17 protein-coding genes and 1 pseudogene are annotated in these 21,107 nt (G+C 74.7%); 10 read left to right on the forward strand and 8 right to left on the reverse strand.

Annotated features, from left to right (window positions below; genetic code table 11):
* Positions 1 to 306 precede the first annotated feature (306 nt).
* On the forward strand, positions 307 to 1,008 hold the full coding sequence (locus MUU72_RS16905) for a HEAT repeat domain-containing protein (protein ID WP_248014096.1): 702 nt from the start codon (positions 307 to 309) through the stop codon (positions 1,006 to 1,008).
* Between the two features lie 38 nt (positions 1,009 to 1,046).
* Here the strand turns inward: MUU72_RS16905 and MUU72_RS16910 are convergent.
* Positions 1,047 to 1,585: pseudogene (locus tag MUU72_RS16910) on the reverse strand (GNAT family N-acetyltransferase).
* A 224-nt stretch (positions 1,586 to 1,809) separates the two neighbouring features.
* Between MUU72_RS16910 and MUU72_RS16915 the strand changes: the two are divergent.
* Both MUU72_RS16915 and MUU72_RS16920 read left to right on the forward strand, forming a co-directional pair.
* Positions 1,810 to 2,598 (forward strand): SDR family NAD(P)-dependent oxidoreductase, encoded by a 789-nt coding sequence (locus MUU72_RS16915; RefSeq protein ID WP_248014097.1) that lies wholly within the window; start codon positions 1,810 to 1,812, stop codon positions 2,596 to 2,598.
* A gap of 82 nt (positions 2,599 to 2,680) precedes the next feature.
* Positions 2,681 to 3,043, forward strand: a complete 363-nt coding sequence (locus MUU72_RS16920) for a MerR family transcriptional regulator (RefSeq protein ID WP_248014098.1) — start codon at positions 2,681 to 2,683, stop codon at positions 3,041 to 3,043.
* Between the two features lie 67 nt (positions 3,044 to 3,110).
* On the opposite strand, the gene MUU72_RS16925 is transcribed toward MUU72_RS16920, so the two are convergent.
* On the reverse strand, positions 3,111 to 4,148 hold the full coding sequence (locus tag MUU72_RS16925) for an Rv2578c family radical SAM protein (RefSeq protein WP_248014099.1): 1,038 nt from the start codon (positions 4,146 to 4,148) through the stop codon (positions 3,111 to 3,113).
* Positions 4,149 to 4,320: 172 nt separating this feature from the next.
* On the opposite strand from MUU72_RS16925, the gene MUU72_RS16930 reads away from it, so the two are divergent.
* Both MUU72_RS16930 and MUU72_RS16935 read left to right on the forward strand, forming a co-directional pair.
* A complete protein-coding gene (locus MUU72_RS16930) occupies positions 4,321 to 4,764 on the forward strand; it encodes an SRPBCC family protein (RefSeq protein WP_248014100.1) in 444 nt (147 codons plus the stop codon).
* Between the two features lie 251 nt (positions 4,765 to 5,015).
* On the forward strand, positions 5,016 to 7,454 hold the full coding sequence (locus tag MUU72_RS16935) for an MFS transporter (RefSeq protein ID WP_248014101.1): 2,439 nt from the start codon (positions 5,016 to 5,018) through the stop codon (positions 7,452 to 7,454).
* 70 nt (positions 7,455 to 7,524) lie between these two features.
* Here the strand turns inward: MUU72_RS16935 and MUU72_RS16940 are convergent, their stop codons facing one another.
* The 3 genes from MUU72_RS16940 to MUU72_RS16950 form a co-directional block, all read right to left on the reverse strand.
* A complete protein-coding gene (locus tag MUU72_RS16940; RefSeq protein ID WP_248014102.1) occupies positions 7,525 to 8,265 on the reverse strand; it encodes a Clp protease N-terminal domain-containing protein in 741 nt (246 codons plus the stop codon).
* Between the two features lie 235 nt (positions 8,266 to 8,500).
* Entirely contained in the window at positions 8,501 to 9,385 is an 885-nt protein-coding gene (locus MUU72_RS16945) for a serine hydrolase (protein WP_248014103.1), read from the reverse strand.
* A gap of 542 nt (positions 9,386 to 9,927) precedes the next feature.
* Positions 9,928 to 11,610, reverse strand: coding sequence for a glycoside hydrolase family 13 protein (locus tag MUU72_RS16950; RefSeq protein WP_248014104.1), 1,683 nt, complete (start codon positions 11,608 to 11,610; stop codon positions 9,928 to 9,930).
* Positions 11,611 to 12,283: 673 nt separating this feature from the next.
* Between MUU72_RS16950 and MUU72_RS16955 the strand changes: the two genes are divergently transcribed.
* The 4 genes from MUU72_RS16955 to MUU72_RS16970 all read left to right on the forward strand — a co-directional run bounded on the left by MUU72_RS16955 (position 12,284) and on the right by MUU72_RS16970 (position 17,690).
* Positions 12,284 to 12,793 carry a PadR family transcriptional regulator gene (locus tag MUU72_RS16955; RefSeq protein WP_248014105.1) on the forward strand — a complete coding sequence of 170 codons (510 nt, stop codon included), beginning with the start codon at positions 12,284 to 12,286 and terminating at the stop codon, positions 12,791 to 12,793.
* 533 nt (positions 12,794 to 13,326) lie between these two features.
* Complete coding sequence (locus MUU72_RS16960) at positions 13,327 to 14,160, forward strand: M55 family metallopeptidase (protein ID WP_248014130.1); 834 nt, start codon at positions 13,327 to 13,329, stop codon at positions 14,158 to 14,160.
* Positions 14,153 to 15,541, forward strand: a complete 1,389-nt coding sequence (locus MUU72_RS16965) for a M20/M25/M40 family metallo-hydrolase (RefSeq protein ID WP_248014106.1) — start codon at positions 14,153 to 14,155, stop codon at positions 15,539 to 15,541. Before MUU72_RS16960 ends, MUU72_RS16965 begins: the two co-directional genes overlap by 8 nt.
* A gap of 358 nt (positions 15,542 to 15,899) precedes the next feature.
* Positions 15,900 to 17,690, forward strand: a complete 1,791-nt coding sequence (locus MUU72_RS16970) for a CocE/NonD family hydrolase (RefSeq protein WP_248014107.1) — start codon at positions 15,900 to 15,902, stop codon at positions 17,688 to 17,690.
* 84 nt (positions 17,691 to 17,774) lie between these two features.
* Here MUU72_RS16970 and MUU72_RS16975 read toward each other — a convergent pair whose 3' ends face one another.
* The 3 genes from MUU72_RS16975 to MUU72_RS16985 form a co-directional block, all read right to left on the reverse strand.
* Complete coding sequence (locus MUU72_RS16975; RefSeq protein ID WP_248014108.1) at positions 17,775 to 17,969, reverse strand: ferredoxin; 195 nt, start codon at positions 17,967 to 17,969, stop codon at positions 17,775 to 17,777.
* 44 nt (positions 17,970 to 18,013) lie between these two features.
* Positions 18,014 to 19,201, reverse strand: coding sequence for a cytochrome P450 (locus tag MUU72_RS16980; protein ID WP_248014109.1), 1,188 nt, complete (start codon positions 19,199 to 19,201; stop codon positions 18,014 to 18,016).
* A 226-nt stretch (positions 19,202 to 19,427) separates the two neighbouring features.
* Positions 19,428 to 20,135, reverse strand: coding sequence for a TetR/AcrR family transcriptional regulator (locus MUU72_RS16985; RefSeq protein WP_372503136.1), 708 nt, complete (start codon positions 20,133 to 20,135; stop codon positions 19,428 to 19,430).
* Positions 20,136 to 20,180: 45 nt separating this feature from the next.
* Between MUU72_RS16985 and MUU72_RS16990 the strand changes: the two genes are divergently transcribed.
* Positions 20,181 to 21,089 carry a DUF2867 domain-containing protein gene (locus tag MUU72_RS16990; protein ID WP_248014111.1) on the forward strand — a complete coding sequence of 303 codons (909 nt, stop codon included), beginning with the start codon at positions 20,181 to 20,183 and terminating at the stop codon, positions 21,087 to 21,089.
* Positions 21,090 to 21,107: the final 18 nt, after the last annotated feature.

Raw genomic sequence — 21,107 nt, forward strand, 5'->3', positions numbered from 1 at the left:
CGGCCGGCGCCGTGCGGTGGAGGGGGCGGCGGGCCCTGTCCCGAGGCCGTGCCGCTTCCCTGTGGGGCGTACTGTGCGAAAGGCGCGGCGCGGGCCGCGGTGCCCGCGCACACGTGGTGCGGTGGGTGTGCCGAACCGACGTCACACTCCGGCGGCTGCGTCACCAGGCCGCCCGAGCAGGGGTACTGCTCGTGACAGCAGGTTAACCGGTGGGTAACCGAAGCGCCAGGGGTAAGGCGGGGCATGAGGTTGTGGTGCGGGCCACGCCGCACGGACGGGCGCGGCCGGCAGGGAGGGGAGCGGCAAATGGAAGACGAATTCCACGAGTTGACGGACCGGGTGCGGGCCGAACTCCGCTCACCGCAGGATCTGGTCGCCTACGAACGGCTGCTCGGCCTGGCCCGCAAGAACACCCCCGCGGGGCGCGAGGAACTGGCCCGGATGCTGACCGCGGTGGAGCGGCCCCTGTGGGCCCGGGAGATCGCCGCCTTCATCCTGGGCTGCGCCGGCGACAAACGCGCCTTCGAGACCCTGGTACTGCTGCTCAACTACCGGGAGCCGGTCCGCTGCGCCACCGCCGCGCACGCCCTGGGCCGGCTCAACGACCCGCGCACCGCCCGTGCCGCGGCCGCCCTCGCCACCAACCCGCTGCGCACCGCCTACGCCCTGCACCCCGTCCGCCTGCTCGCCGAACTCCGCGCCCCGCAGTCCGTGCCCGCGCTGATCGCCACCCTGGAGCGGCTGCTCACCCCGCACACCCCCTACTGGCGGGTGGCGCTGGCCTGTGTGGAGGGCCTGGGCGCGCTCGGCGACAAACGGGCCGTACCGGCACTGCGGGCGGCCGCCGGACACCCCCGGCTGGCCGCGGCCGCCGCCGCCTCGCTGGCCCGGCTCGGCGTCCACGAGGACCCGCCGGCACCGGGCCCGGCCCTCGGCGGCCCGGCCGCCGACGGCGCACCGCGCGCGGAAGGCGGACCGCGGCCGGGCGGTGGCGCCCCCGGGGACTGACCGCTTCCGGCGCCCGTCCGGCGGAGCCCCGTCCCCGCCTACCGCAGCCGGCGCCGGTAGCGGTCCTCCGGGACGCGCCGGCCGGCCACGTCGGACGCCGCCACCGCCCCGTCCGGCGCGAAACCGGCCCGCCGGTAGAACCGCTCGGCACGGACGTTGCCGCGCACCACCCACAGGTACATCGCGCCGAACCCGCGCGCCCGGGCCCGGGCCGTCCCGGCGTCCAGCAGCGCCCGGCCGATGCCCGTCCCGATCAGGCCGGGCGCCACGTAGAGGGCCATCAGCTCCGCGGTCGGCAGCCGGGCGCCCGGCGCCCCGGCCCCGGACTCCCCGTCCGCCGGCGGGAGTTCGGGCTCCCGGGCCGGGCCGGCCGCCAGCCAGCCGGCGACCTCCCCGTCCCGGTCCGCCACCAGCTCCCACACCTCGGGGCTGCGGCGCGCGACCGCTCCCGCCGCAGCCGGGCGTCCTCCGGCACGCTCAGCGCGTCCAGATACGCCTGCGGCATCAGGCCCCGGTACGCCGTCTGCCAGCCGCGGATCCGCACCGCCGAGACCGCGTCGAGATCGGCCTCCGTCATCTCCCGTACGCGCACCGGACACACCGGCTGCTCCGCCGTCCCCCACGAGGCCCCGCCGGCCTCCCACCCCTCACCGCGCATCCTCTCCGCCTCTCGTCCGGTCCCTGCCACCGAGGGTCGGGCCCCGGTGGACGGCGGTCAACCGCATCCGGCCGCGGCCGGACGCCCTCGGTGACCGCCGGGCTTGACCCTGCCCCTGGGGGCAGGGTCGCAGACTCCCCGGCATGGCACAGACACCTCCCGAGTCCGCAGCCCCCTCCCGCACCGCACGGCGGGTCGTCGTCGTCACCGGGGCCGGCACCGGCATCGGCCGGGCCACCGCCCGCGCGTTCGCGGCCGAGGGAGCGCGCGTGGTGGCGGTCGGGCGCCGCCCGGGCCCGCTCGCCGAGACCGCCGCGCAAACGGCCGGCGGCGGCACGATCACCCCCTTCCCCACCGACCTCACCGCGGACGGTGCCCCCGCGGCCGTCATCCGGCACACCCTCGCCACGCACGGCCGGCTGGACGTCCTGGTCAACAACGCCGCGGTGGTCGGCAGCGGCGCGCTCGGCAGCCACACCAAGGAGTCCATGGCGCCCCAGCTGGCCACCAACCTGGTCGCGCCGGTGCTGCTCACCCAGGAGGCACTGCCCGCTCTGGAGCGCACCGGGGGAGTGGTGGTGAACCTCAGCACCTCGGTCGGCCAGCGGGCCTGGCCCGGCAACGCCGTCTACGCCGCCACCAAGGCCGCCCTGGAACTCCTCACCCGCAGCTGGGCGGTGGAGCTGGCGCCGCGCGGCGTCCGGGTGGTGGGCGTGGCCCCCGGCGCGATCGACACCCCGATCGGCGACCACCAGGGCCTGTCCCCCGAGCAGCAGGCGGCCGTGCGGTCCTGGCAGATCGCGCACACCCCGATGGGGCGCACCGGCCGCCCCGAGGAGGTGGCCTGGGCCATCACCCGGCTCGCCGCCCCCGGCGCGTCCTTCGTGACCGGGGTGATCCTCCCGGTGGACGGTGGCGCGGTGATCGGCTGACCCGGCCGGTAGCGTACGTCCGGGCCGGGGCGCGGCGGCCGGACCGGGCCGCCGGACCGGTGGGACGAGGGGAGGCGGTCCGGTGCGGATCGGTGAACTGGCGGACCGCACGGGCGTCTCGCCGCGCGCGCTGCGCAAGTACGAGAGCGCGGGCCTGATCGGCTCCGAACGGGCCGCGAACGGCTACCGCGTCTACGACGAGCGCGCCGCCGTCCGGGTCCGCAACATCCGGTACCTCCTCGACGCCGGCCTGACCCTCGCCGACGTCGCCTGCTTCCGGGCGTGCCTGGACGGCGACCTGTCCACCGCCCCGCCCTCGGCGGCGGGCCTGCGGATCGCCCGCGAGCGGCTCGCCGTCATCGACCGCCGGATCGCCGCGCAGACGGCCGCCAGGGACCGCCTGGCCCGCGCCCTGGAGGCTGCTCCGGCGGTCCGGGTGTCCTGACCGGCGGGCCGCCGCCCGGGGTCCCGGAACGGCCGCCACAGGCGCGCAGGAGGCGCGCCACGACCGCTCAGAGCAGCGTCAACTGCGTGCCCTGCGCGGCCCGTTCGGCGGCCTTCCCGGGAGCCGGGGCCGGAGCGGGCTCCGGCGGGATCCGGCGGGCCCGGCCCGGCCGGGACGGCCCGAGCCCGTACTCGGCGGCCAGTTCGTGGACCTGGCGGGTGATCCGGCGCTGGTACCCCGTGGGGGCGTAGGCGCCGCCGGCATACATCGCCTCGTAGCGGCGCACCAGGTGCGGGTGGTGCTGGGCCAGCCAGGCCATGAACCACTCGCGGGCGCCGGGCCGCAGGTGCAGCACGAGCGGGGTGACCGAGTCGGCGCCCGCCTCGGCGAGCGCCCGCACCGTGGCCCGCAGCTGCTCCGGGGCGTCGGCCAGGAAGGGGATCACCGGCGCCATCAGGACGCCGCAGGGGATCCCGTGGGCGGTGAGGGTGCGCACCACGTCCAGCCGCCGCTCGGGCGCGGGCGTACCGGGCTCCACGGTGCGCCACAGCGTGCGGTCCAGGAAGCCGACCGAGACCGAGATGCCGACGTCGGTGACCGCGGCGGCCTGCCGCAGCAGCTCCAGGTCCCGCAGGATCAGGGTGCCCTTGGTGAGGATCGAGAACGGGTTGGCGCGGTCCCGCAGCGCCGCGAGGATGCCGGGCATCAGGCCGTACCGGCCCTCCGCCCGCTGGTAGCAGTCGACATTGGTGCCCATCGCGATGTGGTCGCCGCGCCAGCGGGGCGCGGCCAGCTCCCGGCGCAGTACCTCGGGGGCGTTGACCTTGACCACGATCTGCGAGTCGAAGCCGAGGCCGGTGTCCAGGTCGAGGTAGCTGTGCGTCCGGCGCGCGAAGCAGTAGACGCAGGCGTGGCTGCACCCGCGGTACGGATTCACGGTCCATTCGAACGGCATCCGGGAGGCGCCCGGGACGCGGTTGACGAGGGAGCGGGCGCGCACCTCGTGGAAGGTGATGCCGCGGAATTCGGGGGTGTCCACCGTACGGGTGACGACATCCGCGCCGAACAGCGCGGACGGGCTTTCGCCCAGATTGTCCCAGCGCATCGGGGCTCCTGTTGCGATCCGGCCGACCCCCCGGCTCGATAATAGAACACACGTTCGCTTCGGGGGCGGCGGCCCGGATTTGGGCGCGCTGCCCCGGGGTGGTTGGCTTGACCGCGCACCGCGGGTTGGCGGCGCACCAGGTCCGGCAGCCGACTACTGGAGGAAGGCACACATGGGGCAGGTAGAAGCCACCACGCAGCGGGAGATCGCGGCGGATCCGGAGGACGTGTTCGACGCGCTCGCCGACTACACCGGCACGCGCCGGCAGCTGCTGCCCGAGCACTTCAGCGAGTACGAGGTCCGCGAGGGCGGCGACGGCAAGGGCACCCTCGTCCACTGGAAGCTCCAGGCCACCAGCAAGCGGGTCCGCGACTGCCTCCTGGAGGTCGACGAGCCCACCGACGGCCAGCTGGTCGAGAAGGACCGCAACTCCTCGATGGTGACCACCTGGGTCGTCACCCCGGCCGGTGAGAACCGCGCCAAGGTCGTCGTCACCACCACCTGGCAGGGCGCCGGCGGCATCGGCGGCTTCTTCGAGCGCACCTTCGCCCCCAAGGGCCTCGGCCGGATCTACGACACGATCCTCGCCAACCTCGCGGCCCGTACGGAGAAGTGAGCCGCGCCCTCCCCTGACCCGTCCGGGCCGCCGCCATGCTCACCTGTCCGGGTGGTTTCCACCGCGCGGCGCGGCCCGGACCGGCCGGCGGCGGACCGCCGGAAACCCCTGATGGGAGCCCAAGGGGCGCCCCGCACACGGCACTTGGCGCCCGTTCCCGCCCACTTCCCTCCGCTTCCCCTCGCTTGCCCGCCGTCGTCGCCCGGTGCGACAAAGGGGCGCCCGCAGCAGCGTGACGAGGGGAGCAGGACGTGGGCGGGACCACCCTGAGCGAGCGGGACCGGCCGGCCGGGCCGCCTGCCGACGGCACCACCGCGGCCCCGGAACCGGCCCCACCGGCTCCCCGCGTCCGGCCACCGGCCCCGCCCGGCCCCCGGGCGCGCGCCGCCTTCCCCGTCCTCCTCCTGGCCCTGGCGGCCGCGGGCCTCGGCCAGACCGGCCCCGCCGCCGCCCTCCCGGAGATCGCCCGCGCACTGCCCGGCCTCCCCGCCCCCTGGGTGCTGACCTCGTGCCTCCTGGCCACGGCCGCGGGCCTCCCGCTCCACGGGAAGCTCGGCGACCTCGTCGGCCGGAAGGCGGCCTTCCTCCTCGCGCTCCTGGTCTTCACCGCGGCCTCCGGCGCCGCCGGGTGGGCGCCCTCCCCGGCCGGGCTGCTCGCCGCCCGCGCCGCCCAGGGCCTCGGCGCCGGCGGCCTCCTGATCGGCGTCCCGGCCCTCCTCGCCGCGGCCGCCCCGCCGGCGGTACGCGGCCGCCGCACGACCACGGCCGGCGCGGTGTACGCGGTGGCCGTCCTCGCCGGGCCGCTCACCGGCGCCGCCTGCGCCGACCACGGCCTCTGGCGCTGGAGCCTCGCCCTCGGCGCCCCGCTCGGCGCCCCGGCCCTCCTCGCCGCCGCGTCCGCCGTCCGGGTCCCCGGGCCCGCCGTCCGCCGCCGGCCGCACCTCGCCGGGGCCCTGCTCCTCACCGCCGGCGCCCTCTGCTGGGCCCTGCCGGCCAGTTGGGGCGGCACCCGCCAGCCCTGGTTGCCACCGGTGGTCCTCGGCCTCGGCGCGGGCGCCCTGGCCGCGGCGGCGCTCCTCCCGGCAGCGGGGCGTCCGGCCACCGCGCCGCCGGCGCGCGCCACCGGCTTCGGCCGCACCGCCCTGGTGGGCGCCGCCCTCGGCATCGCCCTCCACGGGGCGGCGCGCCACCTGCCCGCCTACCTGGCGGCCACCGGCGCCCCCACCGCCACCGCCGCCGCGCTGCTGATGCTGCCGCTGCCGGGGGCGCTGCTGCCGACCGCGTTCGCCACCACCCGGCTCATCCGCCGCACCGGCCACCACACCGCCTTCGCCGTCCTGGGCTGCGCGGTGGCCGGCGCCGGCCTGTGGCTCCCCGGCCACCTCCCGGCGGCCGCTCCCGGGCCGCTCCTCGCCCTCCGCGCCGGCGTCCTCGGACTCGGCCTCGGCCTGGTGCTGCCGGTCCTGGTCCTCGCCGTCCGCGCCACCGCACCCGCCCCGGGCCCGGCCGGCACCACCGCCTGCCTGCGCCGGCTCGGCGGCACCACCGGCGCGGCCCTCGCCGCCGCCCTGCTCGCCGAACGCCTCGCCGGCCGGCTGCCGTTCCCCGGCCCGCTCGCCCCGCACGTGGAGCGGGCCCTGCCCGCCGCCCTGCGGGACGGCTACGCCGCCTTCGCCCCGGCCGCCGTGCCCGGAAGCTGCGGCTACCTGGCGCCGGCCCTCGCCCTGGGCTTCCTGTTCGCCCTCTCCCGGAAAGAGAACCTCCTGGTGTCCCACGCCCCGCAGGCCCCCCGAACCCCGCACCCGCCGTACGGCGACTCCGGGGACCCGGCCGTGCCGCCCGCCCGTTCCGCGGCCGACGCCACCCTCGACGGCCCCGTGCCCGGTGGCGGCCACCCCTCCGCCCACCCGGCCGGGCCCGCCCCCGCGGTGGCCGGTGTCCCGGTCTGCGGCACCGTCCAGCACCACGACGGCAGCACCGTGCCGCGCGCCGCGCTCACCCTCATCGACGTCGCCGGCCGGCAGATCGGCCGCGGCGCCACCGGCGAGGACGGCCGCTACGCGCTCAGCACGCCCGGCCCCGGGGCGTACGTCCTGATCGCGGCGGCCGGCGGCCACCAGCCGCAGGCGGTGACGGTGACCGTCGGCGAACGCCCGGTGGAGCTGGACGTGGTCCTCGGCGGCGCCGGCCGCCTCGCGGGCACGGTCACCACCGCCGACGGCAATCCGGTCCGGGACGCCATGGTCACCCTCACCGACGTCCGCGGCGACGTGGTGGCGAGCACCCGCAGCGGACGCGAGGGCGGCTACGCCCTCGGCGACCTGGTGGCCGGGGAGTACACGCTGGCCTCCAGCGCCCCGGCGTTCCGGCCGGCCGCGCTCCCGGTGACCGTCCAGGCGTCCCGGGAGACCCGCCAGGACATCGAACTCGCCGGCGGCGCGGTGCTGCGCGGCACCGTGCGGGCCGGCGGCGGGCGGCCCGTCGAGGACGCCCGCGTCACCCTCCTGGACGCGGCCGGCAACGTCGTCGACACCGCCACCACCGGCCCGGACGGGCTGTTCCGCTTCGTGGACCTCTCGGCCGGCGAGTACACCGTCGTCGCCGCCGGGTATCCGCCGGTCGCCACCGTCCTGCGGGTCGCCGGCGGCGGCCGCACCGAACGCGACCTCCAGCTGGGCCATGACGACTGAATCGTGCGCACGGTGGCGCGGCCCCGTCCCCCTCGGGGCCGCACCCCCGTCACCACGGGGCCGCGCCCCGTCACTCCCCCTTCTGCTCGGCGACCAGGGCGGCCAGCGCTTCGGCGACGTACGACTCGACCGCCGCCTTGCCGATGCCGAGGTCGGTGAGCGGCCCCTTGCCGTTCTCCAGCTCCAGCAGGGCCAGCAGGATGTGCTCGGTACCGATGTAGTTGTGGCCCAGCCGCAGCGCCTCCCGGTAGGTCAGCTCCAGTGCCTTGCGGGAACCGGTGTCGAACGGGATGAGGGCGGGCACCGACTCCGCCGCCGGCGGCAGCGTCGCGGTCATCGCGGCGCGGAGGGCTTCCGGGGTCACGCCCTGTGCGACCAGCGCACGGGCGCCGAGGCCCTCGGGCTCGCTCAGCAGCCCCAGCGAGAGGTGCGCGGGCCGGATCTCGTCGCCGCCGGCCGCATGGGCCTCCTGCTGCGCCGAGACCACGACCTTCCTGGCCCGGGGGGTGAACCGTGAGAAGCCCTGCGCGGGATCGAGGTCCGACGCCGCGCCCGGGTCCTTGGGGACGAAGCGCTTCTGCGCCGCCTGCTTGCTGACCCCCATGCTCGTGCCGATCTCGGTCCAGGAGGCGCCCGAGCGCCGGGCCTGGTCCACGAAATGCCCGATCAGGTGGTCCGCGACCTCGCCGAGGTGGTCCGCGGCGAGCACCGCGTCAGACAGCTGCTCCAGCACGTCCGAGCGGTTCTTCTTGATGGCCTCGATCAGGTCGTCGAGGCGTACGTGATGCGTGCTGCGAAGAGGTTCCGTCATGCGTCAACCATAGGTTGACGCGGCGCCTAGCGTCAACCCTTGGTTGACGATCAAGGGGTCCGTACGGGCGGCGCAGCGCAGGCCCCCGAACAGCCCCGACGTCCGGCGCCCCCTGGGGCCGACATCCCGGCACCGGCCGCCCTCGTGGCCGAGGGCCCCGCACCCGTTACCGCGCCTCGCTCGCTCCGCCCTCACCCCCGAATGCTGCGCGTCCTCGGTCAGGCCCCGTCCTCGGTCAGGTCCCGCGCGCGGTCAGGTCCCGGTGGATGACCCGGGCGGCTGCCTCCACGGTGGCCACCCCGTGCTGCATGGTGTCGCTGCCGGTGGACAGGACCGCCATCGCGTAGTCGTTGCCGCTGCCGGTGAACGAGCCGACGCTGTGCACCCGCCAGCCCTTCTCCGCACGCGGCAGCCAGCCGTTCTTCACGTGGACGGTCGCCGAGTCCGGCGCTCCCGCGGGCACGCCCCACCGCTGGTCGGGGGCGACTCGCTGCATCAGGTCGAGCGCGTAGTCCCGGGACGCCGGGCCGAGTACCGCGTTGTCCGACGTCAGCAGGCGCATCAGGGTGAGCTGGTCGGCGGCGGTGATCTGGGTCAGCCCCCAGGCGCCGCCCGGTCCGGGCACGGTGTGCCGCATCCCCGCCAGGTCGAGGAAGCGCTGGACCCCGGCCGCGCCGACCTGGTGCCACAGGGCGTCGGTCGAGGCATTGTCCGACTTGGTGATCATGGCCGTGGTCAGCGCGACCTCGTGCGGCGTCAGCGTCCGGTGCGCCTCCTCGGCCTGCCGCAGCAGCGCGCCCAGCACGGTGACCTTGACCACGCTCGCCGAATCGAACGGCGTACGTGCCCGGAACTCGCAACTGGTCCCCGAATGACGGTCGTACAGGGCGACCGCCGACGTCCCCCGGCGTCCCTGGAGCGCCGCGGCGATGTCATGGGACAGGGCGGGGGCCAGGCCCGGCCGGGGGGAGTGGCAGACGACCTTGTCGCCGCCCGCGGGGGGCCCGCCGGTGCTCGCCGAGGCGGGGCCCGCCGTGCCCACTACCGTGGCCGCCGCTCCGGCGGCCACCAGGGCGGCCAGTCCGCGGCGAACGCGGCGTGCGATGCGTGAGGGGTGCATGAGGGTGATGTCCTGTCCGCGGGGGGAGCCGCCCGCCCGGCCTCCTCTTGCGGAGACCCGCCCGGTGTCCCGCCGGCTGCGGCGGTCGAACGGCGGCCCGTGCCCCGAAGCGGGCACTCCGAAAGCATGCGGGCCGCCGGTCCGAGTGGTGAAGGGGCGCCGGGTGTGATATTCGCCAAACGGGCATCCGGGGCATCACGCCCGGCGCGGACGACCGTGGCCGCCACCGCGGGGCGGGGGCGGCCGTGGCGCCTGTCGGCCGGCGGCCCGGTGGCGGCCGACAGGCACCGGTGCCGGCCGATCGCTGGGCCCGGCGCCTGATCCTCCGTGCGTGCATGCGCCACTGCCGTGCGTCCAACGGGTGGGGGCCGCTTCCGCGCGCCCACGGAAGCGGCGGACGGCCCCGCGCGCTTAGGGCAGCAGCGCCCGCCCCTGCGCGGCCGGCCCGCGCCTCTACGGCAGCGGCGACCGGCTCGCCGCGCCTACCGCACAAGGAGCTGTCCCGCGCACCCACGGCCCTCATGGCCGTCCCCTGCGCCTGCCTACGGGAGCAGCGACCGGCCCGGTTCCATCCACCACGCGGCGGTGGCCCCGGGGAGCGTCCCGGCGGGGCAGTCCCCGCTGGCCAGCAGCGGTGCGCCGGCCACCGGCGCGGGCACCGGCTCGGTGCCGAAGTTGACCGCGCAGACCAGCCCGTCCCCGCGCACGAACGCCAGGACCTCCGGCGCCGACTCCAGCCAGCGCAGCGTCCCGTCACCGAGCTGCGGCAGCCCCCGGCGCAACTGGAGCGCCTCGCGGTAGAGGTGCCAGAACGACCCGGTGTCGGCCACCGCCCGCTCCGCGGTGTGCCCCGCGAACGACGCGGGCTGCGGCAGCCAGGTCCGCTCCGCCGCTCCCGTACTGAAGCCGTACGGCGCGGCCTCCCCGGACCAGGGGAGCGGCACCCGGCAGCCGTCCCGGATGTGCTGCCGGCTGCCGGTGCGGTGGAAGATCGGGTCGGTGAGCACCTCGTCCGGCAGGTCGTCGACCTCCGGCAGGCCCAGCTCCTCACCCTGGTAGACGTACGCGGCACCGGGGAGGGCCAGCATCAGCAGCGCCGCGGCCCGGGCCCGGGCCGGGCCCAACGCGCCCTCCGGGGTGCCCGGTTCGCCCGCGTACCGGGTCACGGTCCGGACCTGGTCGTGGTTGTTGAGCACCCAGGTGACGGTCGACCCGGTGTCCGCGATGTCGGTGAGTGCTTCGGAGATGACCCGGCGGAACAGGTCCACGTCCCAGCGCGCGGTGAGCAGGTGGAAGAAGAACGCCTGGTGCAGCTCGTCGGACCGGACGTAGGCGGCCTGCTCGCCCGGGGTGCGCACCGAGACCTCGCCCACCAGGAGCCGGTCGTGGCCGTCCCGGGCGGTGTACTCCTCGCACAGGGCCCGCCAGTCGCGCCACACCTGGTGCACCTCGGGCTGGTTCCAGGCCAGCGGGTTGACCGAGTCGCGGGTGCGCTCGTCGGCCGCCGGGTCGGGGGAGTCGGGGAGTTCGGGGTGCTTGTACAGGCCCGCGGCCACGTCGATCCGGAAGCCGTCCACGCCGCGGTCCAGCCAGAAGCGCAGCACCTTGTCGAAGTCCGCCGACACGTCCGGGTTGCGCCAGTTCAGGTCGGGCTGCTCGGGCGTGAACATGTGCAGGTACCACTGGCCCGGAGTGCCGTCCTCCTCGGTGATGCGGGACCAGGCGGGGCCGCCGAACATCGCCCGCCAGTTGTTGGGCGGCAGCTCGCCGTGCTCCCCGCGCCCGTCGGCGAAGTGGAACATGGCCCGGGCCGGCCCTCCGGGGCCTTCCTCCAGTGCCGCCTGGAACCAGGGGTGTGCGCTGGAGCAGTGGTTGGGCACGATGTCCAGCAGCACCTTCAGGCCGAGCCGGTGCGCGTCCGCCACCAGGCGGTCGAACTCGTCGAGGTCCCCGTAGGCCGGATCGACGTCGCGGTAGTCCGACACGTCGTAGCCGTGGTCGTGCTGGGGGGACGGGAAGAAGGGGCTGAGCCACACCCCGTCCACGCCGAGCTTCTTGAGGTACGGCAGTCCGCTGCGGACGCCGGCCAGGTCACCGGTACCGTTGCCGGTGGTGTCCCGGAAACTGCGGACGTAGACCTGGTAGATGACCGCGTCTCGCCACCAGCGCTGGGCCGTGTCCTGGGCGGGGGTCGAAAGGCCGCGTTCTGCGGTGGCTGTGAACATCTGCCGGGATCCACTTCTTACGGTGCAAGTCGGCGCGGCGCCTTGCTAGTTGTTGTGATGCATGCATGTTAGGTAGGCGTGTCTTTTCCGTGTCAACGGAATGACGAAAGTCGGACCGCCCCTGCCCGGATTGCGCGGGAAGCTGCTCAACTCCCTTACGTGCCAGGCCACTACGGGAGCGGTCGCGTCACCAGACCCTACGGGCACCCCTGACCCCCGTCCGGCCTCCGGGCCGCACCCCCTCGCCCCATACCTACCGGTTGCCCAGCGGTTAGCCGCCCCGGCGAGGGGAACGAAAGAAAAGGCTGCGGCGCCGACGCCAAGGGAGAAGACTTACGGGGCGCAGGGTCCCGGGCGGGACGGTGACCGCTGACGGCGGTGGGCGGCGAGGGCCGGCGAAGGGCGGGCGCCTCGGTGCCGGTACCGGCAAGCGGACACCGGCCAACGCCCGAAGCCAGCGCGAACGGCACGACCGGCACGACCAGTACGACCGGCACGAACGGGGCAATGGCGGCTCGGGCGGCTACGGGCGGCGCGGACTGTCTGGGCGCTGCGCACTGTCCGGGCGGTCCGGGCACCGCGGTGACGAGGATGACCCGAACGCGGCGCGTGGCGCCGATGACGCGGATCATGCCGTCGCCGGGACAACCAGGGCACAGGGGAGAGGGAGAGCGTGCGGCTGCCACTGCTGGCGCTGCTGGTCAGCGGACCCGCACACGGCTACGAACTCAAGCAGGCCCTGGAGGCACTGCTGGGCGCCGCCTACCCCCGGCCCAACATCGGCCAGGTCTACGTGACCTTGGGGCGGCTGGAGAAGGCCGGCCTCATCGTGGGCGAGGACGTCGAACAACCCGGCCGCCCGAACAAGCGCACCTACCGGATCACCGCGGCGGGCCGGGAGGCGGTGGCCGCGTGGTACGAGGAGGCCGCTGCGGAACCGCGGGTCCTCCGCGACGAGTTCTTCATGAAGCTGGCCCTCGCCGAGCACGCCGGCGCCACCGACCGGACGGTCCTGATCCGCAAGCAGCGCCGTCGCTACCTCAGCCGCATGCGCGAACTGACCCGTCTGGCGGCCGCCGCGGACCGCGACAACCGGATCGCCCACCTGTTGGTGGAGGGCGCGATGCTGCACCTCCAGGCGGACCTCGAATGGTTGGAACGCTGCCAGGAAGAACTGGAATGACTGGAATGACTGGAATGAACAGCGCGGTGCGTCCGACCCTCCCCCCACCGCACCTTGATGACCAGCCGAGGCGGACCTCCGGCCTCTGACCCCTGGCCGCTCGCCCCTGGCCCCCTGTGCCGCTGCCTTCTGGGTCCCTGCCCTGCCCCGTGCCCCCTCTGCCCTGGCCTCTGTGGCCTGCCTCGCGGCCCCTAACTGCTGCCTCCTGCCCCTGCTCCTCGCCTCTGGCCTTGGGGCCCTGCTCCGTGCCTCGTGGCACCGGCACCGGGCTCCCGGCTCCCGGACGCCGGCCCGTCCAACCGTAGCCATCCTCACCTGAGTTGTTGTTCCGAGTTGTTGTTCCCCGCCGCCCACCCCCCTTCGGGGGGTGGGCGGGTGAGGAGCGGACGGGGCGGCTTTCGGGGGCCGGTGGATCTTCACCGGTCTGGACCTCCGGAGTTATCCACAGCCCTGGCAGCGGGTGTTCAGCGGCGCGTAACGTGATCGGTCAAGGGCCCGCGAACGCCCTCTCACCTGGGATGGGACTGATAGACGTGAAGATCCTGATCTCCGCGGACATGGAGGGTGCCACGGGCGTGACGTGGCCCGCCGATGTGCTGCCGGGTACGCCGCAGTGGGAGCGCTGCCGCCACATGTTCACCTCGGACGTGAACGCGGCCATCGCCGGATTCTTCGACGGCGGCGCCGACGAGGTGCTGGTCAACGAGGCCCACTGGTCGATGCGCAATCTGCTGCTGGAGCAGCTCGACGAGCGCGCCGCCATGCTGACCGGCCGTCACAAGGCGCTGAGCATGGTCGAGGGCGTGCAGCACGGCGACGTCGACGGCATCGCCTTCGTCGGCTACCACACCGGCGCCGGCACGGAGGGCGTGCTGGCCCACACCTACCTCGCCAACACCCTCACCGGCGTCTGGGTCAACGGCATACGCGCCGGCGAGGGCTATCTCAACTCCCTGGTGGTGGCCGAGTTCGGGGTGCCCGTGGTGCTGGTCACGGGCGACGACCGCACCTGCGAGGACGCCCGGGGCTACGCACCGCAGGCGCCCGCCGTGGCGGTCAAGGACTACGTGTCGCGCTATGCGGCGGTGTGCCGCCCGCCGTCGCGTACGGCGGCCGACATCCGGGCCGCGGCCGGCAAGGGCGCCGCGCTCGCGATACGCCACGAACCGGTGGCCGGCGGCCCGTTCCGGTTCGAGTTGGAGTTCGACGCCGAGCATCTGGTGGGTGCCGCGACATGCGTGCCCGGCGTGGAGCGCGCCGGTGAGCGCCGCGTCGCGTATACCAGTCAGGACATGTACGAAGCCATCCGGTGTTTCAAGGCGGTCACCACGGTCGTCTCGTCCGCCGTGGAGGAACAATATGGCTGAGAATGAGCAGGCGCAGCAGCCGGCCGGCCCGGACGCCGGCACGGTGGATCAGCAGGCGCTCGACGAGGTCGTGCGGTTCACCTCCGAGCTGATCCGGATCGACACGAGCAACAGCGGGGACGGCAGCTGCCGGGAGCGCCCGGCCGCCGAGTACGTCGCCGAGCGGCTGGCCGAGGCAGGGCTGGAGCCGGTCCTGCTGGAGCGCAGTCCGGGGCGTACCAACGTCGTGGCCCGCGTCGAGGGCAGCGATCCGTCCGCCGATGCGCTGCTGGTGCACGGGCACCTGGACGTGGTCCCCGCCGAGCCCGCCGACTGGCAGGTCCACCCGTTCGCCGGGGAGGTCCGCGACGGTGTGGTCTGGGGCCGGGGCGCCATCGACATGAAGAACATGGACGCGATGATGCTCGCCACCGTCCGGCAGTGGGCCCGCAGCGGCATACGGCCCCGGCGGGACATCGTGCTGGCGTTCACCGCCGACGAGGAGGCCAGCGCCGAGGACGGCTCGGGTTTCCTGGCCGATCGCCACGCCGCCCTTTTCGAGGGGTGCACGGAAGGCATCAGCGAGTCCGGTGCGTTCACCTTCCACGCCGGCGGGGGGATGCGGATCTATCCGGTGGCGGCCGGGGAGCGCGGCACGGCCTGGCTGAAGCTGACGGCCCGCGGCCGGGCCGGGCACGGCTCGAAGATCAACAACGCCAACGCGGTCAGCCGGCTGGCCGACGCGGTGTCCCGGATCGGCGCGCACGCGTGGCCGGTGCGGCTCACCCCGACCGTCCGGGCCGCGCTGCGCGAACTCGCCGCCCTGCACGGTATCGACCTGCACGCCGAGCCCTCCGACGACGACGTGGACGCGCTGCTGGACAAGCTCGGCCCGGCCGCCAAACTGGTCGCCCCCACGGTCCGCAACAGCGCCAACCCCACGATGCTGTCGGCCGGTTACAAGGTCAATGTGATCCCGGGTTCGGCGGTGGCGTTCGTGGACGGCCGGGTCGTCCCGGGCGGTGAGGCGGAGTTCCGTACGACCATGGACGCGCTCACCGGCCCGGACGTGACCTGGGATTTCCATCACCGCGAGGTCGCGCTCCAAGCACCGGTCGACGCGCCGTCGTTCACCGCGATGCGGGCCGCGATCGAGCGGTTCGACCCGGGCGGCCATGTCGTCCCGTACTGCATGTCCGGGGGCACGGACGCCAAGCAGTTCTCGCGGCTGGGCATCACCGGCTACGGCTTCTCGCCGCTGAAGCTGCCCGAGGGGTTCGACTACCAGGCGCTGTTCCACGGCGTGGACGAACGGGTGCCCGGGGAGGGCCTGCACTTCGGCGTCCGGGTGCTCGACCATTTCTTGCGCGGAGTACCGGGAGGTGGCCGGCCGCAGCACTGACCGCCTCCTCGCGCGAGGTGCGCCGCCGTCCGCCGCCAGCCGCCGGCCATGGGCCGCCGGCCGCGGCGGAGCGGGGCGAACGCCGGACACGCACGGTGACGGCACCGAGGTGAGGGGGCGTGCAGCGGAGGCGTCGAAGCGGCGTCGGAGCGTGCGCCCGGATGGGTCGCTACCGGCCCATTTACCGTCAGTAGGCCATGAACTGACGTCCTATCACCGACTCGTGTCAGGAGCGTTGACAGGTCCGTTACTCGTGTCACACCATGAGCGCGCCGTTACCGACTGGTTGGTACGACGTTGCCTTGTGGAGGTCTGCGTGCCCAGCGTGTCCCGTGTGGTGTCCCGCCCCGTGCTCCGCATGTCCCTCGCACTGCTGACCGGCACCGCCCTCACCGCGCCCCTCGTCCTGAGTGCCCCCGCAGCCGCCGCGGGGCAGGCCGCCGACCCGTACACGGTCACCGCGCTGAAGGTGACCGTACGGGCCGGGGGCCGCGACTGCGCGGTGGACGCGGACCTCTACCGCCCGCTCGGTGTCGACGCGGCGCACCCGGCGCCCGCCGTCCTCACCACCAACGGCTTCGGCGGCAGCAAGGCCGACGGATCGACCGGCGCCACCGCCCGGGCGTTCGCCGCCCGCGGATATGTCGCGCTCGCCTACTCCGGCCTCGGCTTCGGCAAGACCGGCTGCCCGATCTCCCTCGACGACCCGCAGATCGACGGCCGGGCGGCGGCTCAGCTGATCGACCTGCTGGCCGGGACGCGCACCGCCGCCGACGGGACCCGCGTCGACTTCGTCACCAAGGACCGCCCCGGCGACCCCCGGGTGGGCATGATCGGCGGGTCGTACGGCGGCGCGATCCAGCTGGCCACCGCCGCGGTCGACCACCGCGTCGACGCCCTGGTCCCGCTGATCACCTGGAACGACCTCTCCTACGCCCTGGACCCGAACAACGCCGACCGCGCGGGCGGCGTCAGCGGCCCGGTGCCCGGGGCCTACAAGCGCCAGTGGACGAACGGGTTCTTCCTCCTCGGCGAGGCGCAGGGGCTGATGCACCCGGGGCTGGACCCGTCGCGGCTGGGCGGCGCCGGCTGCCTGCACTTCGTCGCGCCGGCCTGCCGCACCAAACGGCTGCTGGACTCCCGCCGCTACCCGGCCGAGCAGACCCGCACGATGCTCCGGTACGCGCGCAGCGTCTCCCCGGTCTCCTACCTGAAGTCCGTGCAGGCGCCCACCCTCCTCGTCCAGGGGGAGGCGGACACCCTCTTCAACCTCAACGAGGCCGCGGCCACCTACCGCACTCTCGCCGCTCAGGGCACGCCGACCAAGATGATCTGGCAGTCGTGGGGCCACAGCGGCGGGATGAAGGACCCGGCGAAGGGCGAACTCGACCTGGGCAAGGGGAATCTGGGGACCAGCTACGTGGGGCAGCGGGTCCTCGCGTGGTTCGACCGCTATCTGCGCCACCGGCCGGGCGCCGGCACCGGACCGGCCTTCGCCTACTACCGCGACTGGGTCACCAGCGGCTCCGCCTATGCCACCGCGCCCGGTTACCCGGCGGGCGGCACCCGGCAGCTCTACCTCTCCGGTGACGGCAAACTCGTCGACAACCGGTCCGAGGTGGCCCGGGGCAGCCGCGAGTACCGCAATCTGCGGGTGTCGAGCAGCCACTCGGAGAACTCCCTGGCGGGCATGATCGGCCTGCCCGATCCGCAGCCGTACGACACCAAAGGCACGTATCTGGACTGGACGTCGGCGCCGGTGACGGGCGGCCCGCTGGACGTGGTGGGCGCCCCCAAGGTGACGCTGAAGGTCGTGTCGCCGGAGACCGAGCGGGTGCAGAACTCCGCCGACGCGGCCGACAAGCTGGTGCTCTTCGCCAAGCTCTACGACGTGTCCCCGGACGGCCGGAAGACGCTGGTCCACCGGCTGGTGGCCCCAGCACGGGTGCCCGACGTCACCCGGAGGTTCACGGTGGAGCTCCCGGGGATCGTGCACCGCTACGAGCCGGGGCACCGCCTGCGGCTGGTGATCGCGGCGAGCGACTCCGCCTACGCGGGCAACCGCGGGGTGAAGCGGGTGGCGGTCACCAGCGCGCCCGGCGACACCGGCGTCCTCGAACTCCCGGTCACCCAGGGCCGCGTGCGGTAGCGGAGGGGACGGCTCCGGTCGGGGCGGAAGCCCGGGCGGGGCGTGCCGCGCGCCGCGGTGGCACCCGGTCGGGGCCGTCCGGCGTCAGTCCTCCGTGATCTCGATGGCCTGGACGGGGCAGGCACGGGCGGCCTCCCGCACCATCGGGTCGCCCGCGCCGTCCTCACGGCCCGGACGCACCACGCTGAAGCCGTCGTCGTCCTGGGTGAACACCGAAGGGGCGTTGAGCACGCACTGACCGGAGCCGATACAGACGCCGGTGTTGATGGTGATCCGCATGTCCGGACCCTTTCGTGGCGGGCCGCCGGTGGTGCCGATCGGCGCTACCAGGCCAGCGGCAGTTCGATCATTCCTTGGAGAGTGTCCCCCGGCTTGAACGGAATCTCGGCAGCCGGAACGGCGAGTCGCAGACCGGGGATCCGTCTGAAGAGCGAGCGAAGCGCGATCTCCATCTCGGCGCGGGCCAGATTCTGCCCCAGGCATTGGTGGATGCCGAAGCCGAAGGCGAGGTGGTGCCGCGCCGAACGGCCGACGTCCAGTTCGTCCGGTGCGGGATAGGCGGCCTCGTCCCTGTTGATCAGCGAGGTCGAGAAGACCACGCCGTCACCGGCCCGGATGGTCCGGCCGGCTATCTCGATGTCGTCGGTCGCCACCCGCAGCATGCCGTCGGCTATCGACAGGAACCGCAGCAGCTCCTCGACCGCGGTGGGCATCAGGCTCTCGTCGGCCCGCAACTGGGCGAGCTGATCGGGGTGTTCGAGCAGGGTGAAGGTGCCGAGCGAGATCATGTTGGCGGTCGTCTCATGGCCGGCGACCAGCAGGATCATGGCCAGCCGGACCAGTTCCTCGCGCTCCAGCGCGCCCGTCGCCAGCCGCTCGGCGATCAGCTCGTCCAGCAGGCCCTCGCCCGGGTCCTTCTCCTTGCGGGCGATCAGGTCGGCGAGGTACTCGTCCAGGGCGAGGCGGGCCTCCTCGCTCTCCTCCGCCGTGGGCCCGCGCAGGATGCGGCGCGATCTCTCCTCGAAGAACTCGTGGTCGGCGTACGGGACGCCGAGCAGGGAGCAGATGACCATCGAGGGGACCGGCAGGGCGAATGCGGTCACCAGCTCGGCGGGTGGGCCCTGCGCCAGCATGCGGTCGAGGAGTTCGTCCACGATCCGCTGGATCTCCGGCCGGAGCGCGGCGGTCCGCTTGAGGCTGAAGCTGGGGATCAGCATCCGCCGCTGGGTGTTGTGCTCGGGGTCGTCCACGCCGAGCAGCGGGGTCCGCAACCGCCGGGCGACCTCGAAGCGGGCCTGCGGGATGGGGAACGCCGGATTCTGGCGGTCGGACGACAGCCGCTGGTCGATCAGCAGCGCCCGCGCCTCGGCGTGTCCGGTGACCGCCCAGATGGTGCGGCCGTCGTAGAGCGCCACATGGGAGAGCGGGCCCGACGCACGGAGCGGGGCGTACGACGTCGGAGGGTGGTAGGGGCAGCTGCGGTCCTGGGGGAAGGAGAGGGTTTCGGTCACGGTTCCTCCCGTTGCGGGTGGGGTGAGGTGCCCGTCGGAGGGGTGCCCTCGCCTGCGCCAGCGGTGGCATCCGTCCCCGGAGCGGGCGGGTGCGCCGCGCTGATCTCCGTGGGTGTGCGGTACGTCTCCGTGGGTGTGCGGTACGTCTCCGTGCGTGTGCAGTACGCGGGGCACGTCTGCGTGTCCGGTGGTCAACCTCCCGCGCACATCGCACCGTTGGCCTGCGTCACCCCCCTTCCGCGGCGGCCTCCGCCGCTCGTTCCGGCCGGCGTTCCTGCCGGTCCGAGAGGTGAACGTCCGGACCCGCCCCGGGCGTTCCCACCGGGCTCAGGAGAGTTTCCAGCACGGCGTCCAGGTGCCGTTCGCGGTCCGGACCGGCCGGGAGGGTCCGCGGAACGGCGTGGCTGAGCTGGCTGTGCCCCAGATACGCGGTGTACGCGAGCAGACCGCGCCGGTGCGCCTCGTCCTCGGGGAAGCCCAACTCGGCGAAGAGCGCGGCGATATGGCGGATCCGGCGGTCGGTGACGCGGGCCAGTGCGGCCGCCACCCGGGGGTCCGTCGCGGAGGCCAGGAGGGACAGCTCCAAGGGGTCCTCGGCGGCTCGGTGGGTGGCCCGCAGGAACAGCCGGCGGAGCCGTGTCCCGGGATCGGGCTCGCCGGCCAGCTCTTCGATCACAGCGGTGGTGCGGGTCTCCGCCCAGCGGTCCAGGGCGGCCTCGATCAGTGCGTCGCGGTTGGCGAAGTGCCAGTAGAAGCTGCCTTTTGTGGTGCCCAGCCGGGCCGCCAGCGGCTCCACGGCGACGGCGGCGAGGCCGCCCTCGCCCATGGCCGCGAGGGCCGCGTCGGCCCAGTCCCGCGCCGTCAGCCGCTGCCGGGTGGCACCGCCGCCGGCCTCCGCCGCCCGTCCGCTCTCCCGCTGTCGCACCATGACCATACGCTACCGTACGGTCACAGCATACGCCACCGTATGGAGGTCTTCGTGCGTCTCGTCCGCGTCGCCCGCAGCCGCACCGTCCACGCCCCGGCGGAAGCCGTGGGAGCCCCGCTCGACCGCCCGAGCGGCGCCTCCGACCCGCTCTTCCCCGGTCCCGCCTGGCCGCCCCTGCGCTTCGACCGCCCCCTGGGCATCGGCGCCGACGGCGGCCACGGGCCCCTCCGCTACCCCGTCAGCGCCTACGAACCGGGCCGCCGCATACGCTTCGCCTTCACCCCTGGCCCCTCTGGCCGGAGCGCCGGCCACCACGAACCCACCGCCCACCCCCTGGGGTCCGACGGCTGCCGTCTCACCCACGTACCGGAGGCCCGGCTCCCGTTCGCCCGCCGCCTCGCCTGGCACCTGGCGGCCCGCGCCGTGCACCTCGCCGTCGTCGGGGAACTCTTCGACAACGCCGAACGGGCGGCCACCGGCCGGCTCCGCGCCCCCGCCCGCCGCACACCCCGAGTGCGGCTCCTGCACCGCCTCCACGGGGACCGCCCGACCGCCGTCGCCCTCCCCGAAGACGCACACCTGGCACGCAGTGCCTTTTCTCGTGCGGACTTCCAGGACGCCTGGCAGCTGCCGCTCCGCCCCGGTATGCCGCAGGAACCGGAAGCCTGGCTCCGCGCGCTCCGCCGGACCCCCTTCCCCGTACTCGCCCACCAAGGCGGCGAGATCCTGCTCGGCAAGGACGCCCGGCACCTCGACTTCCGCGCGTCCCTCCTGGTCGGCGAGGGGAGCGTCACCCTCGGCACAGTGGTCCGCCTGCACCGCGCCGCCGGCCGCCGCTACTGGTCCGCCGTCCGGCGCCTCCACCCGGCGGCGGCGCGTCGCGCCCTGCGCCGCCTCCACCGGGAGGTGGCCCTCGCCGCGCCCGCCGCCGGGGAGCGGCGGCCGCCCCAGGCCCCGTAGGGGCAACGGGAGTTGTCG

The organism is Streptomyces rhizoryzae, from assembly GCF_023155275.1.
GTDB lineage: Bacteria > Actinomycetota > Actinomycetes > Streptomycetales > Streptomycetaceae > Streptomyces > Streptomyces rhizoryzae.